Origin of the sequence: Thermovibrio guaymasensis (genome assembly GCF_003633715.1) — a bacterium.
Taxonomy (GTDB): Bacteria; Aquificota; Aquificia; order Desulfurobacteriales; family Desulfurobacteriaceae; genus Thermovibrio; species Thermovibrio guaymasensis.
In genome coordinates this window covers 531,369-549,545 of record NZ_RBIE01000001.1, presented here as the reverse complement: position 1 = coordinate 549,545, position 18,177 = coordinate 531,369, and the positions used below count along the sequence as shown (strand labels likewise).

At 42.9% G+C, this 18,177-nt stretch carries 17 protein-coding genes; 15 read left to right on the top strand and 2 right to left on the bottom strand.

All coding sequences use genetic code 11. From position 1 onward, the window contains the following. The first annotated feature begins 1 nt into the window (after position 1). The 6 genes from C7457_RS08955 to C7457_RS02990 are packed head-to-tail and all read left to right on the top strand — an operon-like array spanning position 2 to position 3,862. A complete protein-coding gene (locus C7457_RS08955) occupies positions 2 to 133 on the top strand; it encodes a hypothetical protein (RefSeq protein ID WP_274540967.1) in 132 nt (43 codons plus the stop codon). Continuing rightward, positions 134 to 586, top strand: a complete 453-nt coding sequence (locus tag C7457_RS03010) for a deoxycytidylate deaminase (protein ID WP_121169959.1) — start codon at positions 134 to 136, stop codon at positions 584 to 586. 43 nt (positions 587 to 629) lie between these two features. Beyond that, complete coding sequence (thyX, locus tag C7457_RS03005) at positions 630 to 1,223, top strand: FAD-dependent thymidylate synthase (RefSeq protein WP_121169958.1); 594 nt, start codon at positions 630 to 632, stop codon at positions 1,221 to 1,223. A gap of 18 nt (positions 1,224 to 1,241) precedes the next feature. Then, positions 1,242 to 2,570, top strand: coding sequence for a TldD/PmbA family protein (locus C7457_RS03000; RefSeq protein ID WP_121169957.1), 1,329 nt, complete (start codon positions 1,242 to 1,244; stop codon positions 2,568 to 2,570). Next, entirely contained in the window at positions 2,571 to 2,870 is a 300-nt protein-coding gene (gene rbfA / locus C7457_RS02995; protein WP_121169956.1) for a 30S ribosome-binding factor RbfA, read from the top strand. Beyond that, positions 2,867 to 3,862, top strand: a complete 996-nt coding sequence (locus C7457_RS02990) for a DHH family phosphoesterase (protein WP_121169955.1) — start codon at positions 2,867 to 2,869, stop codon at positions 3,860 to 3,862. Before rbfA ends, C7457_RS02990 begins: the two co-directional genes overlap by 4 nt. Here C7457_RS02990 and C7457_RS02985 read toward each other — a convergent pair. Both C7457_RS02985 and C7457_RS02980 read right to left on the bottom strand, forming a co-directional pair. Beyond that, complete coding sequence (locus tag C7457_RS02985) at positions 3,859 to 6,417, bottom strand: BamA/OMP85 family outer membrane protein (RefSeq protein ID WP_121169954.1); 2,559 nt, start codon at positions 6,415 to 6,417, stop codon at positions 3,859 to 3,861. The two genes, C7457_RS02990 and C7457_RS02985, sit on opposite strands and share 4 nt — an antisense overlap. A gap of 8 nt (positions 6,418 to 6,425) precedes the next feature. After that, positions 6,426 to 7,352: a radical SAM protein gene (locus tag C7457_RS02980; RefSeq protein WP_121169953.1), complete on the bottom strand. Its 927-nt coding sequence runs from the start codon at positions 7,350 to 7,352 to the stop codon at positions 6,426 to 6,428. Positions 7,353 to 7,440: 88 nt separating this feature from the next. Between C7457_RS02980 and C7457_RS02975 the strand changes: the two genes are divergently transcribed. Genes C7457_RS02975 through C7457_RS02940 form a run of 9 tightly spaced genes read left to right on the top strand, consistent with a single transcriptional unit; the run spans position 7,441 to position 18,175 of the window. After that, positions 7,441 to 8,949, top strand: coding sequence for a sodium:neurotransmitter symporter family protein (locus tag C7457_RS02975; RefSeq protein WP_121169952.1), 1,509 nt, complete (start codon positions 7,441 to 7,443; stop codon positions 8,947 to 8,949). Further along, complete coding sequence (locus C7457_RS08745; protein ID WP_170137333.1) at positions 8,946 to 9,101, top strand: hypothetical protein; 156 nt, start codon at positions 8,946 to 8,948, stop codon at positions 9,099 to 9,101. The genes C7457_RS02975 and C7457_RS08745 overlap by 4 nt, the downstream gene beginning before the upstream one ends. Next, a complete protein-coding gene (locus C7457_RS02970; protein ID WP_121169951.1) occupies positions 9,098 to 11,761 on the top strand; it encodes an AAA family ATPase in 2,664 nt (887 codons plus the stop codon). The genes C7457_RS08745 and C7457_RS02970 overlap by 4 nt, the downstream gene beginning before the upstream one ends. Beyond that, a complete protein-coding gene (locus C7457_RS02965) occupies positions 11,748 to 13,421 on the top strand; it encodes a mechanosensitive ion channel family protein (RefSeq protein WP_121169950.1) in 1,674 nt (557 codons plus the stop codon). The genes C7457_RS02970 and C7457_RS02965 overlap by 14 nt, the downstream gene beginning before the upstream one ends. Further along, complete coding sequence (locus tag C7457_RS02960; protein ID WP_211321809.1) at positions 13,418 to 14,377, top strand: PhoH family protein; 960 nt, start codon at positions 13,418 to 13,420, stop codon at positions 14,375 to 14,377. The genes C7457_RS02965 and C7457_RS02960 overlap by 4 nt, the downstream gene beginning before the upstream one ends. Further along, positions 14,346 to 16,409 (top strand): HD family phosphohydrolase, encoded by a 2,064-nt coding sequence (locus C7457_RS02955; protein WP_121169948.1) that lies wholly within the window; start codon positions 14,346 to 14,348, stop codon positions 16,407 to 16,409. The genes C7457_RS02960 and C7457_RS02955 overlap by 32 nt, the downstream gene beginning before the upstream one ends. Continuing rightward, positions 16,372 to 16,743: a diacylglycerol kinase family protein gene (locus tag C7457_RS02950; RefSeq protein WP_121169947.1), complete on the top strand. Its 372-nt coding sequence runs from the start codon at positions 16,372 to 16,374 to the stop codon at positions 16,741 to 16,743. Before C7457_RS02955 ends, C7457_RS02950 begins: the two co-directional genes overlap by 38 nt. Next, positions 16,737 to 16,973 (top strand): DUF2905 domain-containing protein, encoded by a 237-nt coding sequence (locus C7457_RS02945; protein WP_121169946.1) that lies wholly within the window; start codon positions 16,737 to 16,739, stop codon positions 16,971 to 16,973. The genes C7457_RS02950 and C7457_RS02945 overlap by 7 nt, the downstream gene beginning before the upstream one ends. Then, entirely contained in the window at positions 16,970 to 18,175 is a 1,206-nt protein-coding gene (locus C7457_RS02940) for a POTRA domain-containing protein (RefSeq protein WP_121169945.1), read from the top strand. The genes C7457_RS02945 and C7457_RS02940 overlap by 4 nt, the downstream gene beginning before the upstream one ends. Positions 18,176 to 18,177 lie beyond the last annotated feature (2 nt).

Below are 18,177 nucleotides of genomic sequence, written 5' to 3'. Positions count from 1 at the left end.
GATGGCAAGCAAAGCCCTTAAAACGATTTTCGGATTTAGAAAGTGGATAGCCTCCGTTGAAATTATCCTCTACATAATTATGTTCATTACCCTCATTAGCACGGCTTATCACCACATCCTCGGAGGACACTAGTTGCCAAGGCCATCCTGGGACGAGTACTTCATGTCTATCGCCCAGATGGTCTCTACCCGTTCTACTTGCTTAAGGAGGAAAGTAGGAGCTGTACTGGTTAAGGATAAAAGGATAATAGCTACCGGATACAACGGTCCTCCATCAGGCCTTAAACACCCTGAAGAGGTTGGCTGCTTAAGGGAGAAGTTGGGAGTTCCGAGCGGCCAGAGGCACGAGCTCTGTAGAGGCCTCCATGCTGAACAGAACGCGATAATCCAGGCTGCCCTACACGGAGTATCAACGAAGGATAGCGTTCTCTACTGTACTCACTGTCCCTGTTCGCTGTGCGTAAAGATGTTGATAAATGCGGGAGTTGAAAAGGTAATCTACAAAGAAGGCTATCCCGATTGGCTTGCAAAGGAAATAGCGAAAGAGGCAAATCTTCCACTAATTCAGTTTCAAGAAGAAAAATAAATTATAATTTCCGTCTGCAAGTAAAAATTCGGAGGTTCTCCTCTTGGAAGTTCTCCTTCTATCTTCAAGTGTTTCTAAGCTTGAAAGAAGGGAGGAAGCCCTTCGCCACTCCTGGTTTACTTTTCTCGTTGATGGAATCTCAAGGGCATGTTCCCACCAGCTCGTTCGCCACAGACCGGCTTCCTACAGCCAGCAGTCCCAAAGGTACGTTGCAATGAGGAAATTCCCATACGTAGAGCCTGAAAGCGTTAAAGGAGTTAAGGTAGAAGTTAATAATGAGGAAGTCTCCTTTAAAGATCTAATGGAGCTCATAGGGAAGTTCTACGAAAAACTGGTAGAAAAAGGAGTACCGAAAGAGGATGCCAGATTTGTACTCCCAAACGCCTGTACAACAAGAATTGTCTTCACGATGAACGGAGAAGAACTCGTTCACTTCTTAAGGCTCAGAACCTGCTCAAGGGCCCAGTGGGAGATAAGGGAAATGGCAATAGAAATTCTCAGGATTCTAAGGAATAATTTCCCAAACTTGTTTAATAACGTAGGTCCTAACTGCTACTACCTAGGTTACTGTACAGAGGGAAAAAAGAGCTGCGGAAAACCTGAGCAGGTAAGGAAGTTCTTTGCTAATCTAAAATAACTAAAAAGAGGTGAAACAATGGTTGAACTAATAGAAAAAGCATCAAGTATCCTTAAGAAGCTAGGGGTTGAGAAGTACGATATCTACGCCCTCTTAGGGGAAGGAACAACCGTCGAGGTGAAAGACGGAGCTGTTGAGAAGTTAAAGAGCTCCCAAAGGAAGGGCGTAGCAATAAGAGTTGTAATTGATGGAAAACTAGGCTTTGCTTATACAAACGACACTTCAGAAGATGGAGTAAGGATTGCAATAGAGTGTGCAAGGGACAACGCCCAAAGCTGCGAGCCTGATGATTACGTCTTCTCAACGCCTTCAGAAAACGACGTAGGATTCCCCCTCGCAGATGAGGAGTTTGAAAAGATACCGACTGAGAGGAAAATTGAAATTGCGCTGGAGCTTGAGGAGAGGGCAAGAACCCAGGATAGAAGAGTTGAAAGGGTAAGGAAAGCTTCCTACGGAGACAGCTTTACGACCGTTTACTACTACAATTCAAATGGCAACTCTTTTTCATACTCAACAACTAACTACTGGTTGAGCATCCTCCTTGCAGCAAGGGAAGGGGATAGTTCCCAAATAGGTTGGGATTACCAGAGTAAACGTTTCTTCTCTGAACTCAATCCCGTTGAAGTGGCAGTAGGAGCAGCTTCCAGTGCAGTGGAACTCCTTGGAGCAAAACCAATGAAAACCTGCAGAATCCCAGTCATCTTCAAAAATAGAGTCTTCGCAGAGCTCATAGAGGCCCTTTCGTCTGCATTCTTAGGCCACAACGTCTTAAGGAGGAAATCCCTATTTGCAGATAAACTAAGCCACGAGGTTGCAAGCCATGTCCTCAACCTGTACGACGATCCACTCCACAAAGACGGTACGGGAAGCGCCCCTTACGACGATGAAGGAACGGCAACGAAGAAAAAGGCAATAATTGAAAGGGGAACGCTGAAGAACTTCCTCGTTGACCTCTACACTGCCAAAAAGCTCGGGCTCAACCCAACGGGAAACGGAATAAGGCCAAGTATTAGTAACCCTCCTACTTGCGGAGTTACAAACCTAGTTGTTGAAAGGGGAGCTCTCGGCCTTGAGGAACTGATAAAGACTCCAAAAGAGGTTCTACTCATAACTGATGCAATGGGTATCCACACAATAAACCCTATCTCAGGAGAGTTTTCAATAGGAATCAGTGGAATATACTATCACGATGGGGAGAAAGTTACTCCCGTAAGCGGCATGACAGTCGCAGGGAACGTTAAGGAGCTCCTTAACGGAATAACCGAAGTAGGATCAGATCAGAAGTGGCTGGGAAACGTCTGCAGTCCCTCGGTCTTAGTAAAAGAACTTACTGTAAGTGGAGAGTAGATGAAAGGCATTAGAAGAGAGAGGCTAAAGTCAACGCTCCTTAGGGAAATCTCTGAGATTATAAGGAGGGAAATAGACCTCCCTGAGGACGTGTTCATAACCGTTCAGAGGGTAGAGCTCTCAAAAGATGGCAGTAAAGCAACCGTTTTTATATCAGGACTAAAAAAGGAAGACGCAATAAGGGCAGTTGAAGTCCTAAACAGGGCAAGCAGATACATAAGACACTTACTTGGAAAGAGGATAAAGGTAAGGACGGTTCCAAAACCAGAGTTCATAGTAGCTCCAGAGGTAATGCTATGAGTAAAGGACTAACCAGAAGTGAAGTAGCTGAACTTATAAAGGGAATGACGGGAAAGATCCTTATAACAACCCATAAAAACCCAGACGGAGACGCTATCGGGAGCTCTCTAGGCTGGTACCATTTCCTTAAGAAGCTTGGAAAGGAAGTAAAAATCTTTTACAGGGATAGAATCCCCTACTTCTTTGACTTCCTACCTGGAGTTAATGAAGTTGAAAGTGGACCAGAGATAAAGGGGGAGTTTGACTGGGTAATAATAACGGACGTCTCAGACCCTAAAAGAACCGGGTTTGAAAACATTCCGGCTAAAAAGAGCCTTGTAATAGACCACCACATAACTGCTGAGCCGTTTACAGACTACTACATAGTTGAGCCGGACATATCAAGTACCTGCGAGCTTTCCTACGGAATAATGAAAATAGCTGAACCAGAACTTATAGATACTCCTATTGCTACTTCGCTATACACAGGAATAGTTACAGATACGGGGAGTTTCAACTACTCAAACACGAGCCCAAGGACGCTTAAAATAGCTTCAGAGTTATTGGAAAGGGGAGTTGAACCTTACAGAGTTTATAGTTCACTCTTTGAGAGGAACAGAATTAACAAGTTTAAACTCCTTGAGCTCGTACTCAAAACTCTAGACTTTGCACTTAACGGGAAAGTTGCCCACATAACACTCTACAGGAAGTTCCTTGAGGAGACAGGAGCCTACCCGGAGGAATCGGAAGGCTTTATAAGTTATCCCCGATCCATAAACGGAGTTGAAGTAGCAGTCTTCTTCAAAGAAGTTGAAGGCAAAGGAAAGTGGAAGGTTTCCCTACGTTCAAAGGGAAAGGTCAACGTAGCAAAGATAGCTAAGAAGTTAGGGGGAGGAGGCCACAGGATGGCTGCAGGGTACGAAACTGAGGGAGACCTTAAAGAGATAAAGTCAAAGCTCTTTAAAGAGATTGAGTTAGCCCTTGAGGAAAGTTACTATAAGAGCATTCTTTAAAAGGGAAAGCCGAAAGAGATGTGGAACCTTCCCCTTCCTTGACTAGAAACTTTCTTGAGTTTGTAGCCGTAATCAACCCTTAGAGGACCTACCGGGGTTATGTAACGAAGGCCTACTCCAACGGAGGAGTACCAGCCTGAGAGTCTAAAGTCTTGAGGTGAAGGAAAGACCTCTCCAGAGTCGTAAAAGAGAGCCCCTTCAAGGTTCCCCTTCAGAGGATGTCTCAGCTCCAAGCTAAAGAGTCCGTATGCCCTACCACCGACAAAGTTCCCCTTCTCATCAACTGGAGAGATAGTTCCGTACTTATAACCTCTAACGCTCTCCGCACCTCCGAGGAAAAACCTATCTTCAACGGGAACCTTTTTACCTTCAAGGGAGGTAATAGCTCCAGCCCCAAACCTGAAGGAGAGAACACTCCTGCCGAAACTGTAAAGGTAGTTAAACCTCTCTTCAATTAAGTAGTAGGAAGTATTACCTCCGAGTAAGAGGCCTGAAAGGGAAATTACAGTTTTGGAAAGGAAACCCCTCTTAGGATTGGAAACGTTATCCCTCTTATCGTAAAGCTGAGTGTAGGAAAACTTCCTCTCAAGTGTAAGTTTCTTGTCCCTAATAGACGTATCTTTAAGCTTAGAACGGGATATTTTGAATGAAAACTCCTGTGAAAAAGAGCGTGAAGCTTTCCTGTGAATGGAGAAATCGTAGTAAACCCGATCAAACTTAAAACTCTCGTAAATCTGCTCCTTCTTCACTATTGAGTAGGAAACGTCGTAGTCCTTAAACGGAAAGGCTGGCTTTAGGAGCTTAAAAACAGCGTCGTAACCCTCCTTCTGCCTGTAGTTACCAAAAAGGAAGTATTTCACTCCCATACCAAAGGGAGAAGTTGAAGAGACAAGGCCGTTTAAAACGTAACCGCTGTCCGTACCGTATCCTACAAATCCCTTTGCCCTAAAGAGAGCTCCTTCTTTAAGGTCTATTACTTGACTAAAACAGCCCTCTCCCTTTACTTCACTTATCCTTATTGAGGAAAAGAGTCTACTGTCAAGGAGTTTTGAGTACTGTTTTGTAATTTTCTCCCTTGAATAGACCTCTCCAGGCTCAATGATAATCAAATTTTTAACCGTGTAGAGCTTAGTCCTCTTTAACCCCCTAACTAAAACGTAACAGAACCTGTAAAACTGACCGGGAGAGACTTTTAAGATAAGCTTATAGTCCCTATAAGATGGTGAAGAGGAAATAAGCTCCTCTTCCAAGTCTACTTTAACGTCGGGATATCCCTTCTTTGAATAACAGCGGTATATTGAGTCTGTTATCCTCTTTTTAAGCTTATACGTAAGAGGTAGAGGAAGGTGTGGAACTTTAAAACAGGAGAGCCTATCTCCGAAAATGCTTACAGAAACGACCCTGTAAATGGGTCCTTTTCTAACTAAAATCCTTAAATCTCCGCCCCTATCAACTTCGTAAGAGACAGAGGGAGAAAGGTAACCTTTTTCTTTTAGAAGAGCCTTTATCTCACTTAAAATTTCCTTAACTTTTTCGTAGTTAAAAGGCTTACCCAGAAGAGCTTTTAATCTCTTCTCCTCTAAATTAAAACCTTTACACTCTACCCTCCTAACGACTACCTTAACACCCTCTTCAACCGTAAACGTAATTATGGCAGTACTTCCCTTCTCAATGACAGAATAACTAACTTTTACAAAAGGAAACCCGTTGTTACGGTAGAACTCCTCTATTTTCCTTTTGCTATTTTCAAGCTCAAACTCATCAACAGAGCGGGCCCTTTTAAAAGTGGTTAAACTCTCAAGTTTTCCTGAATCAAAGTGCTTATTCCCCTTGAATCTAACTTTATACAGCTTACCAGGTTCAACTTTAATAAATAGTGAGACGGGTTTAACTTTCTCAAGGCTGAAAGAACTTACTTTCTCAGGTATAACAGATATTGAAACTCTACCGTTGTAGTACCCCCTTTTTGACAGTTCCTCTTCAAGTTTTTCCTCAATTTCCCTCAAAGTTACGTAGTTAACGGCTCTACCCTTTAAAGGGGAAAAGAGGGAAAGGGCTAACTCCTTAAAGGGATTGGGAGCTACAACAGAAATTTCCTTTACAACGAGCCTGTAGCCACTCTCAACTTTAACTAAAAGAACGTAACCGCAGTGCTCTCTTTTAAGAGTTAGGGAGAGGTTCGGCTCAGAGTAACCGAAAGAGTGGAGCTTTAACCTTAAAATCTGTTTAATATTCTCTAAGTTCACCGAGTCAATGAGCTTACCCTCTGCCATCAGAGTAACCGTCTTCTTAACGGGAAGCAGCTCCTTAGGCAAACCGATAAACCTAACTTTCTTAATTAGTCTGTAGTCGTTAATTAATAGCCTATTACCCTGAACCTCTACGCTGTAGCCAAGGTGATTTAAAAGGATTTTCAGATTTTCCTTGCAGTCTGAAAAGGAACAGACCTTCTTACTCTGCTCCTCAATTTGCTTAATTAATGATTCATCAATACAGCCCTTAACTGAAGGGGAGAGCTCCAAAGTGGCCGAGTAGAGCTTTAAAGGGAAAAGCAATAGGAGAACTAACCAGAAATACCCTTTACGTATGGCTCCCCTCCAAAGTAAAGCTCTTTAACCTTGCCCTCCTTTATAAGCTCCTTAACTGCCTCCTCAACTTCCTCCCTCAAAACTCCAAGGGCATCGCAGAGCTCGTCAATCGGACAAGGCCTCCTTACAACGATATCGTAAACCTCTTCCTTTACCTGAGAGATTGGAACTTTCTTCCTACTGGCTACTCCCTTAGAGATAATCTCTGTAGAAGGGTACCCAACCCTCCTTGAAATCTCCTCAAGCTCTTCGTAAGAAAGCCCTTTAACTCCGTAAGCAGGTGGCCTTGAAACGGTATTTAACTGCCACTTATGGGGCTTAAGGGTGTGGATAAGGTTACCTATCCTCTCTACCTCTTCAGGAGAGTCATTTATACCCTTAACAAATAGGGTTTCAATCCAGACCTGACAGGAAGTTTCACTAATTAACCTACCAATTCCCTCAACAACGTCCTTAAGTGATAGGCCGGGAACGGGCCTGTTTACTTTCCTAAAGACTTCCTCAGAACCTGCATCAAGGGAGGGGAGAACCAGGTCAATCCTTTTAACATCTTTTAAAACATCGTCCCTTTTAAGGAGAGAGGAGTTCGTCAAAAGGGCCAGCCTGTAAGGGTAATTGTCCTTTAAGAAGTCAACAAGCTCTCCTAAACGGGAAAAGAGGGTAGGCTCTCCGTATCCTGAAAAGGTCACGTAATCAATTTCCGGCTTATAGGAAAGGTACTCCTTGAGTTCGGAAATAACTCCCGATAGGGGAACGTACTCAGCCCTTTCCAGAGTCTTCTCGGTAGTTGGACCAACTTCACAGTAGAGGCAGTCCATACTGCAGACTTTGTGGGGAACTAGGTCAACTCCCAGCGAAAGTCCCAGCCTTCTAGAAAATACGGGGCCGAAGATGTACTTCATCTCTGTTCTCCAGAATAAAAATTTCAAAAATTATAAACATATCCTTTAAAGCTATAATAATCCAGCACTCTTTCAGCGGAGGGGAAGTATGGCTCAAGTTAGAGAACACTGGGGAAGCAGGCTGGGACTGATTCTTGCGATGGCGGGAAACGCAGTTGGCCTTGGAAATTTCCTAAGGTTTCCAACTCAGGCAGCAGACAACGGCGGCGGTGCCTTTATGATACCCTACATGATCGCAATGTTAATAATTGCAATACCTCTAATGTGGACTGAGTGGGCCATAGGAAGGTACGGAGGGGCTAAGGGCCATGGAACGACACCTGCAATATTTCAGCTCCTATGGAAAAATCCAATTTCAAAGTACATCGGAGCTCTAGGCCTCTTCGTCCCATTCATAGTTCTGTGCTACTACATATACATTGAATCGTGGACACTAGGCTACTCCGTATTCTCTCTCCTGGGGCTCCTTCCCCATCCCGACCCTAACCTGTCCCAGGGCCAGTTCCTAAAGCCATTTCAGGAATTCTTAGAGAACTATACAAGGCCTTCTGTAACTGCTTACGTATTCTTCCTTTTAACGGTAGCTTTTAACGCCTACATCCTCTACAGGGGAATCAAGGGAGGAATTGAGAAGTTCGCAAAAGTTGCGATGCCGACTCTTTTCATACTTGCCTTTGCACTAATGGTTAGGGTAATCCTCATTGAAACGCCTAACGGGACGGCCGTTCAAGGTCTAGATTTCCTATGGCATCCCGATTTCAGTCAGCTCTCAAACCCAAAGGTATGGCTTGCAGCTGCAGGCCAGGTCTTCTTCACCCTCTCACTAGGCTTTGGAGCAATAATAACTTACGCTTCATACATAAAGAAGGACGATGACATAGTGGCCTCAGGGCTTGCTTCAGCTTCACTCAACGAGCTTGCAGAGGTAATACTCGGAGGTTCAATTGCAATACCGGCTGCAGTGGCCTTCTTCGGAGTTATGAACGCAACTGCCGTTGCTCACAGCGGAGCTTTTAACCTTGCCTTCGTTAGCCTTCCCGCAATCTTCTCAAACTTAACGGGAGGAAACTTCCTGGGGTTTATCTGGTTCTTCCTCCTCTTCTTTGCAGGAGCAACTTCTTCTGTGGCAATAAGTATGCCAATAATAGCCTTCCTTGAGGACGAATTCGGCCTTTCAAGGAAAACGGCAGTAACGGTTACAGTAATATTTACATTTCTGGTAGCCCAGATTCCGATATTTATGCCTAAGGCCCTTGACGAGATGGACTTCTGGGCCGGAACTTTCTTCGTAGTCCTCTTTGCCTTCCTTGAAGTTATAGTCTTCTTCTGGTTCTTCGGAGGAAAGAGGGCCTGGGAGGAGATTAACAGGGGAGCTCTCTTTAAAGTTCCCAGGGTTTACTACTACATCCTAAAGTACGTTACACCAGTTTCTCTACTCATCATCCTCTCTGCGTGGACGATCTCATCTCTTCCCTCAAAGCTCCTCCAGAGCGATCCTCAAGTATGGTTTGCAAGGTTTGTAATGGTTCTCATACTGGCACTTCAGCTCTTCATGGTCTACCTTGCAGATAGAAAGAGAAGGAGGTTAGAAGAATGAAAGGAAGTTCCCTCCTATTTATGAACTTTGCCTGGATAGTTGTCTTCTCCTTTGTAGTCTTCTGCTTTACAGTTATCCTGAGGGAAGGAAAGAGAAAGGTCAATAAAAGGAAGGAAGTGGAGAACGAGTTTGAAAGGGAGGAGATAACTTGATTAGTCTAAGGGAATTAAAACTCAAGAACTTCCTCTCTCACAGGGAAACTACAATTCCCTTCACAGATGAAACCTTCGTAATAATCGGCCACAACGCATCTGGAAAAACCTCGATCTTAAGGGGAATCTTCTTTGCCCTCTTTGGAGAGGACCTTGAAGGAAGGAAAGTAAAGAGGGAGAACCTGATAAACAGAACTTCAAACTCCGCAAGGCTCTCTCTAACTTTCATAAGTAAAGGAAACCGATACAGAGTTGAAAGGGTAATATCCGTAAGGAAAAACGAGGCAAGGCTCTTTAAAGGTGATACTCTAGTTGCCGAAAGGACAAAAGAGGTATCCAGGTTCCTATCTGAAAACCTAGGACTCGAGCCAAACACCCTTAAAAATACAATCTTCGTTCCTCAGGGGGAGATTACAGAACTTTTTAAGGGAACTCCAAAGGAAAGGAGACAGATACTCAACAGGCTCTTAGGCCTTGAGGAGTTTGGAAAGAAGTATGAGGCCCTTAACCTAAAGCTTAAAGAGCTCAGAAATATTAAAGGGTTCCTTGAGGAAAAAGTTTTAGAGGGAGAGAGACTGAAGGAGAAGGAAAGCAAACTCATTGAACTCCTAAGGGAAAAGGAAGAGGAGAGAAAGAAGCTATCGGAAGAAAAGAGAAAGGTTGAAGAAAGGCTAAAAGAACTAAAGGAAAAGCTCTCAAAGTTAGAGGAAGAGAGGAACCTTTACTTAAGGTTAAGTGAAACTAAGGAAAGGTTAGAGAGGGAAATAGAAAAGCTTTCAGAGGAAGAGGTTAGCGTAAAGAAGAAGTTAAAAGAGCTAGAGGGTGTAAGGGAGAGGATTGCCATCTTGGAAAGGGAAACTGAACCGATAGAGAAGGTCAAGAACCTCCTTGAGATTCTGAGGAAGGTTAGGAACTTAAGGAGGGAGATAGAGATCAGAGAGGGAGAGCTTAAGGACATTAAGGAGAAGGAAAGAAGGTTAGGAGAGTTAAAAGAGCTCCTACCAAAACTCAGAGAGAGGGAAGGAGTACTAAAGGAAGAGGAGTGTGCGTTAAACAACAGGCTAAGGGAAAAAAAAGAGGAGTTAACAAGGGCAGAACAGGTTCTTAAGTACCTAAATGAACTCTCAAAAGAGCTTAAAAAGGTTAATGAAAGGATAGAGGCATTTGGAGAAGTAAAGTTAGAAGAGATTGAGAGGAAGCTAAAGGAGGTAGAGAAGGAATTAGAAGAGACTAGAAACCTTAAGGCCGAAGTTGGGGAGAAATTGAAGGAGTTAAAGGAGAGAGGGGAGCTCCTGAAGGAGAGCTCTGAAGCCGAATGTCCAGTATGTAGAAGACCCCTTTCAGAGGAAGAAAGGGAAGGAATTTTAAACAGAATGAGGGAAGAGTTTAAAAGTCTAAGGGAGAGATTTAAAGGACTGAAGGAGAGAGAAAGTCAACTAAAGAGAGAAATTGAAATCCTAAGGAAAGCTTTAAGGGAGGAGAGCCTAAAGTCGGAGAGGCTAAAGGGATTTAAAGAGAGGAAGGGTGAAGTTGAAAGTAAACTGGAGAAGTTAAAGGGGGAACTTCCTTCAGAACCACTAGAAAAGCTAAAGGAGGAAGTTGAAAGTCTAGAGAAAGAGTGGGAGAGAGTAAGGAAAGAACTTAATGAAGTTCAGGGGGAAGTTAGAGCTCTCAAGAGGGAAGAGGAGCAGATTGAAAGGAATTTGAAAAATAGGAGCTCAAAGGATTTAGAGAAAGATATTTCAAATTTAAAGGAAGAGTTAAAAACTCTAGAGGAGGAGTGGGGAGATAGGTTAAACCACGATCTACATAAGGTTGAAAAGAAGTATGAAGAACTACTAAGGAAAGAGAGGGAAAAGAACAAACTTGAGGGAGAGCTCAAAAACGAAACCTTCCTAAAGGACAGGCTCAAGAAGCTATCCCGAGAGAGAAAGGAAAAGGAAGAAGAACTGGAACAAATTGGTAAAAAGATCGGTGGGATAGACTTTAACGAGGACTACTATAAACTCCTTGAGGAGAACGTAAAGCAAAAGGAAGAGGAGAAGGAAGACTTAATTTCGGAGATTTCAAGGATTTCAGGAGAGATAAAACAGATAGAGAAACAGGTTGAAGAGCTAAAGGGGGAAATGGAAGAGGTTGAAAGGGAGAAGAGAGGCCTTTTGAAGCTGAGAGATTCGCTGTTAATCCTTGAGAAACTCTCTCAAACCGTTCACCCTGAAAAGGGCTTTCTCACACTCGTGAGGAAGAGACTTCTCCCCCAAATTGAGAAACATGCTAAAGAACTATTTGAACTGTTTGGCTTTGAGTTCAGCAGGATTAAGGTTGATGAAGACCTCTCAATTAAAGTAGTGGTTCCCTCAATGGGAGAGATGTCCCTTGAAGAACTTTCAGGAGGCCAACAGATAGCCTTTGCCCTAGCACTAAGGTTTGCAATGGCTAAACAGTTTTCAAAGATGAGCCTGAAAACCCTAATTCTTGACGAGCCAACGATTCACCTTGATAGGGAAAGGAGAATTGCCCTCACAGAGCTCCTCATGAAATTAAAGGGAACGATACCTCAAATGGTGATAGTTACTCACGACCAAGAGCTTGAAGTAGTGGCAGACAGGGTAATAAAACTTAGGAAAGTAGGGGGATTTTCAGAAGTTGAGATTGATTAACCTTCAGCCCATAATCTTCTTTACCTTATCGGTTATTCTCTCTCTCCTCATTGAAAACCTGCTGAGGAAATTCGCCTTCAGGAAAATAAGGGAGAAACTCTTAGCGGACGCAGTTGTCTTTGTCCTTTTCTCCCTCATTCTCTTCTGGATCGGCTGGGAACTCTCTAACCTATACAAGGAGTGGAACCTAAAGGAAACCTTAAGGAATTTAACCCTCTTTGTCTCTGCACTTTACTTAACAAGGGCTACTAACCTAATAACTCAACAAGGGAAAATAGGAAAAATCCTAGCTTACCTATCCTTCACTTCTGCACTTATCCTCTCCCTCCTTTTCATCTACCTTCCAGTACAGAATGAAAAGGTTTTAAAGTTACTGATTTACGGAAAGAAGTTCTTCATTTACCTTGGAATCTTATCAGTAACGTGGCAGTTAAGTTACACGTTTAAGAACGAGACGATATCTAGAGTATTCAGATATACGAGTTTCTCTATCTTAACTGCAATTTTCTTCCTATGGCTCTTTGAGTACCTTAAATTCAACTTCCATTCGCTAATTGGAATAGCTTTAATTATTTTACTAACTGCAGTATACACAATAATCTACTCAAAACTAATTCCAAAAGCGGCAGAAGAGCTGTTAGAAGAATTTACAGATAAAGATATAGATGTAGTAACTGCAAACTCAAAAAGGTTGGTTACAGTAATCTACGCCATTCTCGCCATTAAAATACTTGAGTTATCCTCAAACTTCTCAGATTTCTTCTCCAAGATATACGGAGTTTACTTAATAAAGACAGACCTAGTAAAGATTTCTATAGGAAACATTGTAGACTTTACAGTAACTGCTTTAATCCTTTTCAGCCTTTTAGGAATTGGAAAGAAACTAGTAAAGCTCTTCTTCCCAAAGGAGAGGAGGGAGGTTGAGGGAGGTTCTGCAGAGGCGCTGATTTTCAACTTGGGAGTTCTCTTTAACTCAATCATTCTCCTCTCAACTTTAGGAATAACGTGGAAAGTAATCTTACCAATTGCAGGAACGTTGGGAGTTGGACTGGGATTTGGACTCCAAACCATTATGAACAACTACGTTAGTGGATTTATACTTCTATTCAGCAAAAAGTTGAAAGTTGGAGATATAGTGGAACTCCCCTCCATATCCATCTCAACTCTAGGAGAAGTCCAAACGAGCGTATTTGGTAAGGTTGAAGACATTGGAATACTCTCAACGATTGTCAGGACAAACGACGGAGTTGAGATTTCAATCCCAAACTCTAACTTCATAAACTCTCCGATAGTAAACTTTTCACTCAAAGACCCCTTCGTTAGGCTGAAAGTTCCAATCGGAGTAGCCTACTCCTCAGACCCCCTCAAAGTAAAGGAAATCCTGGAAAGGGTTATTGATGAACTTCCCTACGTTGTAAGGTTCCTCCCTAAGAACGTTCAGTTTGAAGAACTTGGAGATAGCGCTCTCATATTTAAAGCCATGTTCTGGATAGATGTTAGGAAAAACGTATGGGTAAAGAGAGTTGTCAGCGACTTCTACTACAAAGTCTGGTACAAACTAAAGGAGGAGGGAATAGAAATTCCGTTCCCTCAGAACGATATTTGGTTCAGGAATAAGCTTAAATTAGAGATAGAAAAACCATCAGGAGGAAAAAATTGATAAAGGTAATTCTTGAACTTGAGCCTGAAGACTTCTACACCATAGTAGGTCACCATGAGGAAAACCTAAAGAAGCTAGCGCAGATACTTAACGTGAAACTGGGCTCAAGGGGAAATGAAATCCTCATAAACGGAAGTGCCGAAAGTGAGGAAAGAGCCAAGGAGTTTTTGAAGGACTTAGAAGGACTAGTTAAATCAGGCCATAAATTAACAAAGGCAGACGTTGATATGTACCTTACTCAGCTCTCAGCTAGAAGGGAGTCAAAAGCGAAGGAGCTCTCCCAGGATGTAATAGTTACAACTTACAGGGGAAAGAAAATCGTTGCAAAGACACCTACCCAGAAGAGGTACGCCGAAGCTATAAGGAACAACGATGTAGTTTTCGGAATCGGCCCTGCAGGAACCGGAAAGACTTACTTAGCAGTAGCAATGGCAGTCTCTTACTTCAAGAAGGGAAAGGTTAACAGGATAATCCTTACAAGGCCCGCAGTAGAGGCCGGTGAGAAGTTAGGATTCCTACCGGGGACCCTTCAGGAAAAGATAGACCCTTACCTTAAGCCCCTCTACGACGCACTATTTGAAATGATTGAACCTGAAAAAGTTAACTCTTACCTTGAGAGGAACATATTTGAGATAGCTCCCCTTGCCTACATGAGGGGAAGAACCTTAAACGAAGCCTTCATAATCCTTGACGAAGCTCAGAATACAACGAGAGAGCAGATGAAGATGTTCTTAACGAGACTTGGGTTCGGCTCAAAGGTTGTCATAACGGGAGACGTTACACAAATTGACCTACCGTCAAAGAAACGTTCAGGACTCGTTGAAGCAGTTAAAATCTTAAGGGGAATCAAGGGAATAGAGATAGTAGAGTTCTCAAGGGAAGACGTAGTAAGGCATAGACTGGTTCAGGAGATTATTAAGGCTTATGAAGAGCATGAAGGAAGAGAAGAAGACTAAACTCACGATATACGGGGCTCTCTTAGTTGCAAGTATCTTTGCAACCCTCTTTATGCTTCCCTTTAACTTTATAAACTTGCCAAACCTGAAGGTTGGCCAAGTGAGCTCTGTTGATGTCCGCTCACCTGTCAACTTAAAGGTTGAAAACAAGAGGGCAACTGAGAAACTGAGGGAAGAGGCAGTAAAGAAAGTCCTTCCAATAGTTGAATACCAACCCAAAAACGAGAGGGAGACTTTTAGAGAGATAGAGGAACTTCCCTTCCTCTCAAAGAAAGAAAAAGAAGTCTTAAAGGAAATAGTCTCCTCATACTACAAAAGGGGAATCCTCTCAGAACTACCTGAAGGCTACAGTGAAGTCACAGTATCATACGGTCCGGGAAAGAAGAAAAAGGAGAAAGTTGATGTATTCTTAAGGGAGAAAGACGTTAAAAGGCTCCTAAAGGAAGACCTCTCAAAGTTTATAAAGGACAAAAAAACTGTAGAGGAAACTGTAAATAGATTAAAAATCAAACCTAACTACGTCTTTAACAGAGAAAGGAGCTCCCTACTCTGGGAAAAGGCCAGAGAGAGCGTTAAGCCTGTAGTAGTTGAACTTAAAAAGGGAGAGATAATCCTAAGGAAGGGAGAAAGGGTAACCCCGGAAGCCGAACTAAAACTTGAGGCCCTGAGGGAAGCAAAGAGCAGAGGGAGGAGCTTAAATAAGTATATATCCATCTTCTTACTATCTCTGATCCTCTACTACTCTGTAATCAGGCTCTACAAAATCATAAGCCCTTCTGCCTTTAACGTTAAAAACGTTCTCTTTTCCTTTTCAGTGATAACCCTTGATATCTTCCTTATTAAGTTCTTCACCTTCCTTGCAAAGTTAACAATACAGAGCCTTAACCTACCGGTTGAAGAGAGTTTAATCTACGTTCCCGTAGTTACGTCGGTCATCTTTGCTTCAATGTTTATAAACAAGAAAGTAGCGGTAATTCACTCTGTGCCTGTAACCTTTATCTCAGGTTTTACGCTCTCAAAACCATTCCTCCTCATAATTCCGGTTTCAGTAGGCTCCTTCTTCAGTGCCTTTGACTCAAGGAAGTTCAAAAGCAGGGAGGTAATATACAAAGCAGCCTTTAAGGGATTTACAGTAACTATCTTCGTTAACCTCCTACTTTACATTTACCTGTTTGGAAACAGGGTAAAGGGAGAGCTCTGGTTTGAGCCTATTTTAATGTTCGTAGGAGCTCTAATAACCGCAGTAGTAGTAAACGGGTTAAGTCCAATAATAATAAACCTCTTCAACTTTACTACAGATATAGTTTATATGGAGCTAATCAACCTTAACCATCCCCTCCTGAGGAAGTTAATCCTAAAAGCCCCGGGAACTTACAGCCACTCTGTAATGGTGGCAACCCTCTCTGAAGCAGCAGCCGAAGCGATTGGAGCAAACGCCCTGCTTGCAAAGGCAGGAGCTCTCTTCCACGATATAGGGAAGCTCAAAAACCCGCAAGCCTTTATAGAGAACCAGATAGGAGGAGTCAACATCCACGACAAACTACCCCCAGAAAAGAGCGCTGCAATCTTGCGCTCCCACGTAGAATACGGAGAGGAGCTTGGAAGGAAGTACAAACTACCCAAAAAGGTCATAGATATAATAAAGCAGCACCACGGAACGAAGTTAATGAAGTACTTTTACCATAAAGCAAAGGAGATGTACGGTGAAGATAAGGTTGATGAAAGGCTGTTCCGCTACCCGGGTCCAAAACCCCAGTTTAAGGAGTCTGGAATCGTAATGCTTGCAGATACAGTTGAGGCAGCAGTCCGTTCAATGAAGAATAGTGGTAAAGAGTTTGACCTTGACAAGGTTATTCACCAGTTAATAATGGACATCATTGAAGATGGGCAGCTTAACCAGAGTGGACTCTCCTTAAAGGACATCTCCATTATAGAGAAGGTCTTTAAAAAGGTCCTCTCCGGAATCTACCATAACAGGATTGAGTACCCGGAAGATGAAAGAGACAGTACTAGGAATAGTAAAGGGACTTAGCTACGCACTTGACGGCTACAAAGGTGCCTTCAAGGAGGATAGACACTATAGGATAAACTTCTTCCTAAGTATGCTTGGAACGGGGCTATCAATAGCCTTCCTTAAAGGAGAACTATCATTAATAGTAGCCCTTTCAAACTACCTGGTCTTTGTAGCTGAACTTATTAACACTGCAGTTGAAAGGGCCGTAGATACGGCAACTAGAGAGTATCGGGAAAGCGCTAAGCTGGCAAAGGACGCCTCTGCTGCAGCGGTTCTGTCAATCGGGCTCTTTGCCCTAGCCCTTGATGTAAAGTTCCTTTTGCCGGAAATAGTTAAGAGGTTGACATGGTAGAAGATTTAGGGAAACTACTAATACTTACTGGGCTCTTCCTCGTAGTCTTAGGAGCTCTCATCCTCATTCTAAGCAAACTCGGGAACATTCCAGTTGGAAAACTCCCAGGAGACATCGTAATAAAAAGGGACAACATCGTCTTTTACTTTCCCCTCGGAACGAGCATTTTGATAAGCTTAATCCTAACTCTGGTATCCTTCATTTTATTTATTGCAATGAGGAAACAATGAGAAAGTTTAGCCTTTTAATTTTACTGCTTTTAAGTTTTTCCAGTCTAAACTCCTACGCAGCTGTAGTAAAAAGGATTGAGATAGAAGGACTGAAGTGGACAAAGGAAAGGTTTGTTAGGAGAGAGCTCCTCATTAAAGAGGGAAAAAAGTTCGACCCCAAAGACCTCTCTCTATCGGTAAGGAACCTTCTAAACACCCACCTTTTCTACAGGGTAGAGACTTCCGTAAAGGAAGATAAGGAGGGAGTAACAGTAAAGCTCAGGTTAAAGGAGAAGTTCCCAATAGTTCCGCTCCCAAGAGTTAGGTTTAAAGATGACGGTTCCTATAAGGCCGGTATGGAAGTTAGGCACTACAACCTCTTCGGAATGGGGCATAAACTCTACACCGGCTATGTTAAGTGGTACAACACAGACAAACCGTCAAAGAAAGTATTTGTTAACCTTAGCCTCTACAGGATAATCTACAACACTGCAGACCTATCCTTCGGAGCCTTCTACCAAGAAGATTACAAAAGCCTGATTAAGAAGGGAAAGAAGTTAGGAGACTACAAGGAAAAGAGCTACACTTTTCCGGTATCCGTTAGGCTTTATCTTGATAGGGAAAAGATAAACCAGATAACTTTCGGGCTGACCCCATACCTCTCCTTCCCAGATACGTTAACAAGCGATAAACACCTGTACTACCTCAACTTACGCTACACAAAGGACTACTCAACAGATATGGTTTATTACACCTTAGGAAAAAGTTTCTCAATAGGTGGGAGTTTAGCTGCGCCGGAAATCTCCTCAGTCTTTACCGGGAAACTGGACCTTTCCTACTTAAAATCAATAAAAAGGGGAGACCTTAAAACCTTCCTGTACAAGGTATTCCTTGGAACGAAAGTCGGTTACAGCGGGAACGGGTACAACGTTTCTTCCCCAATCCCAGGTTATAAATCTGAAGAGATGGAAAACAAAAGGTACGTTGCAGGGAACTTTTCTTACAGGTTCCCAGTAGTTGATAAGAGCATTTTCGTTAAACCCTCCTTCTGGGTAGGAGACTCCTTTGAGAACACCCCAGACGACATACTGATTTCTGCAGGAGTTGAGGTAACAGCGTTCTGGGCAAGGCTGGCTGATGGTATCATTAAGTTCAAACTTTTTAGAGGTCTTGGAAGTAAGGCAGATACTCAGAGTTACTTCAAACTCTCGTTCAGGTGGTAGGA

Excerpts from the sequence above, each read along its gene's own strand:
- C7457_RS08955 (WP_274540967.1), top strand. The coding sequence starts at position 2 with ATGGCAAGCAAAGCCCTTAAAACGATTTTCGGATTTAGAAAGTGGATA.
- C7457_RS03000 (WP_121169957.1), top strand. The coding sequence starts at position 1,242 with ATGGTTGAACTAATAGAAAAAGCATCAAGTATCCTTAAGAAGCTAGGG.
- rbfA (WP_121169956.1), top strand. The coding sequence starts at position 2,571 with ATGAAAGGCATTAGAAGAGAGAGGCTAAAGTCAACGCTCCTTAGGGAA.
- C7457_RS02990 (WP_121169955.1), top strand. The coding sequence starts at position 2,867 with ATGAGTAAAGGACTAACCAGAAGTGAAGTAGCTGAACTTATAAAGGGA.
- C7457_RS02980 (WP_121169953.1), bottom strand. The coding sequence starts at position 7,352 with ATGAAGTACATCTTCGGCCCCGTATTTTCTAGAAGGCTGGGACTTTCG.
- C7457_RS02975 (WP_121169952.1), top strand. The coding sequence starts at position 7,441 with ATGGCTCAAGTTAGAGAACACTGGGGAAGCAGGCTGGGACTGATTCTT.
- C7457_RS08745 (WP_170137333.1), top strand. The coding sequence starts at position 8,946 with ATGAAAGGAAGTTCCCTCCTATTTATGAACTTTGCCTGGATAGTTGTC.
- C7457_RS02955 (WP_121169948.1), top strand. The coding sequence starts at position 14,346 with ATGAAGAGCATGAAGGAAGAGAAGAAGACTAAACTCACGATATACGGG.
- C7457_RS02950 (WP_121169947.1), top strand. The coding sequence starts at position 16,372 with ATGAAAGAGACAGTACTAGGAATAGTAAAGGGACTTAGCTACGCACTT.
- C7457_RS02945 (WP_121169946.1), top strand. The coding sequence starts at position 16,737 with ATGGTAGAAGATTTAGGGAAACTACTAATACTTACTGGGCTCTTCCTC.
- C7457_RS02940 (WP_121169945.1), top strand. The coding sequence starts at position 16,970 with ATGAGAAAGTTTAGCCTTTTAATTTTACTGCTTTTAAGTTTTTCCAGT.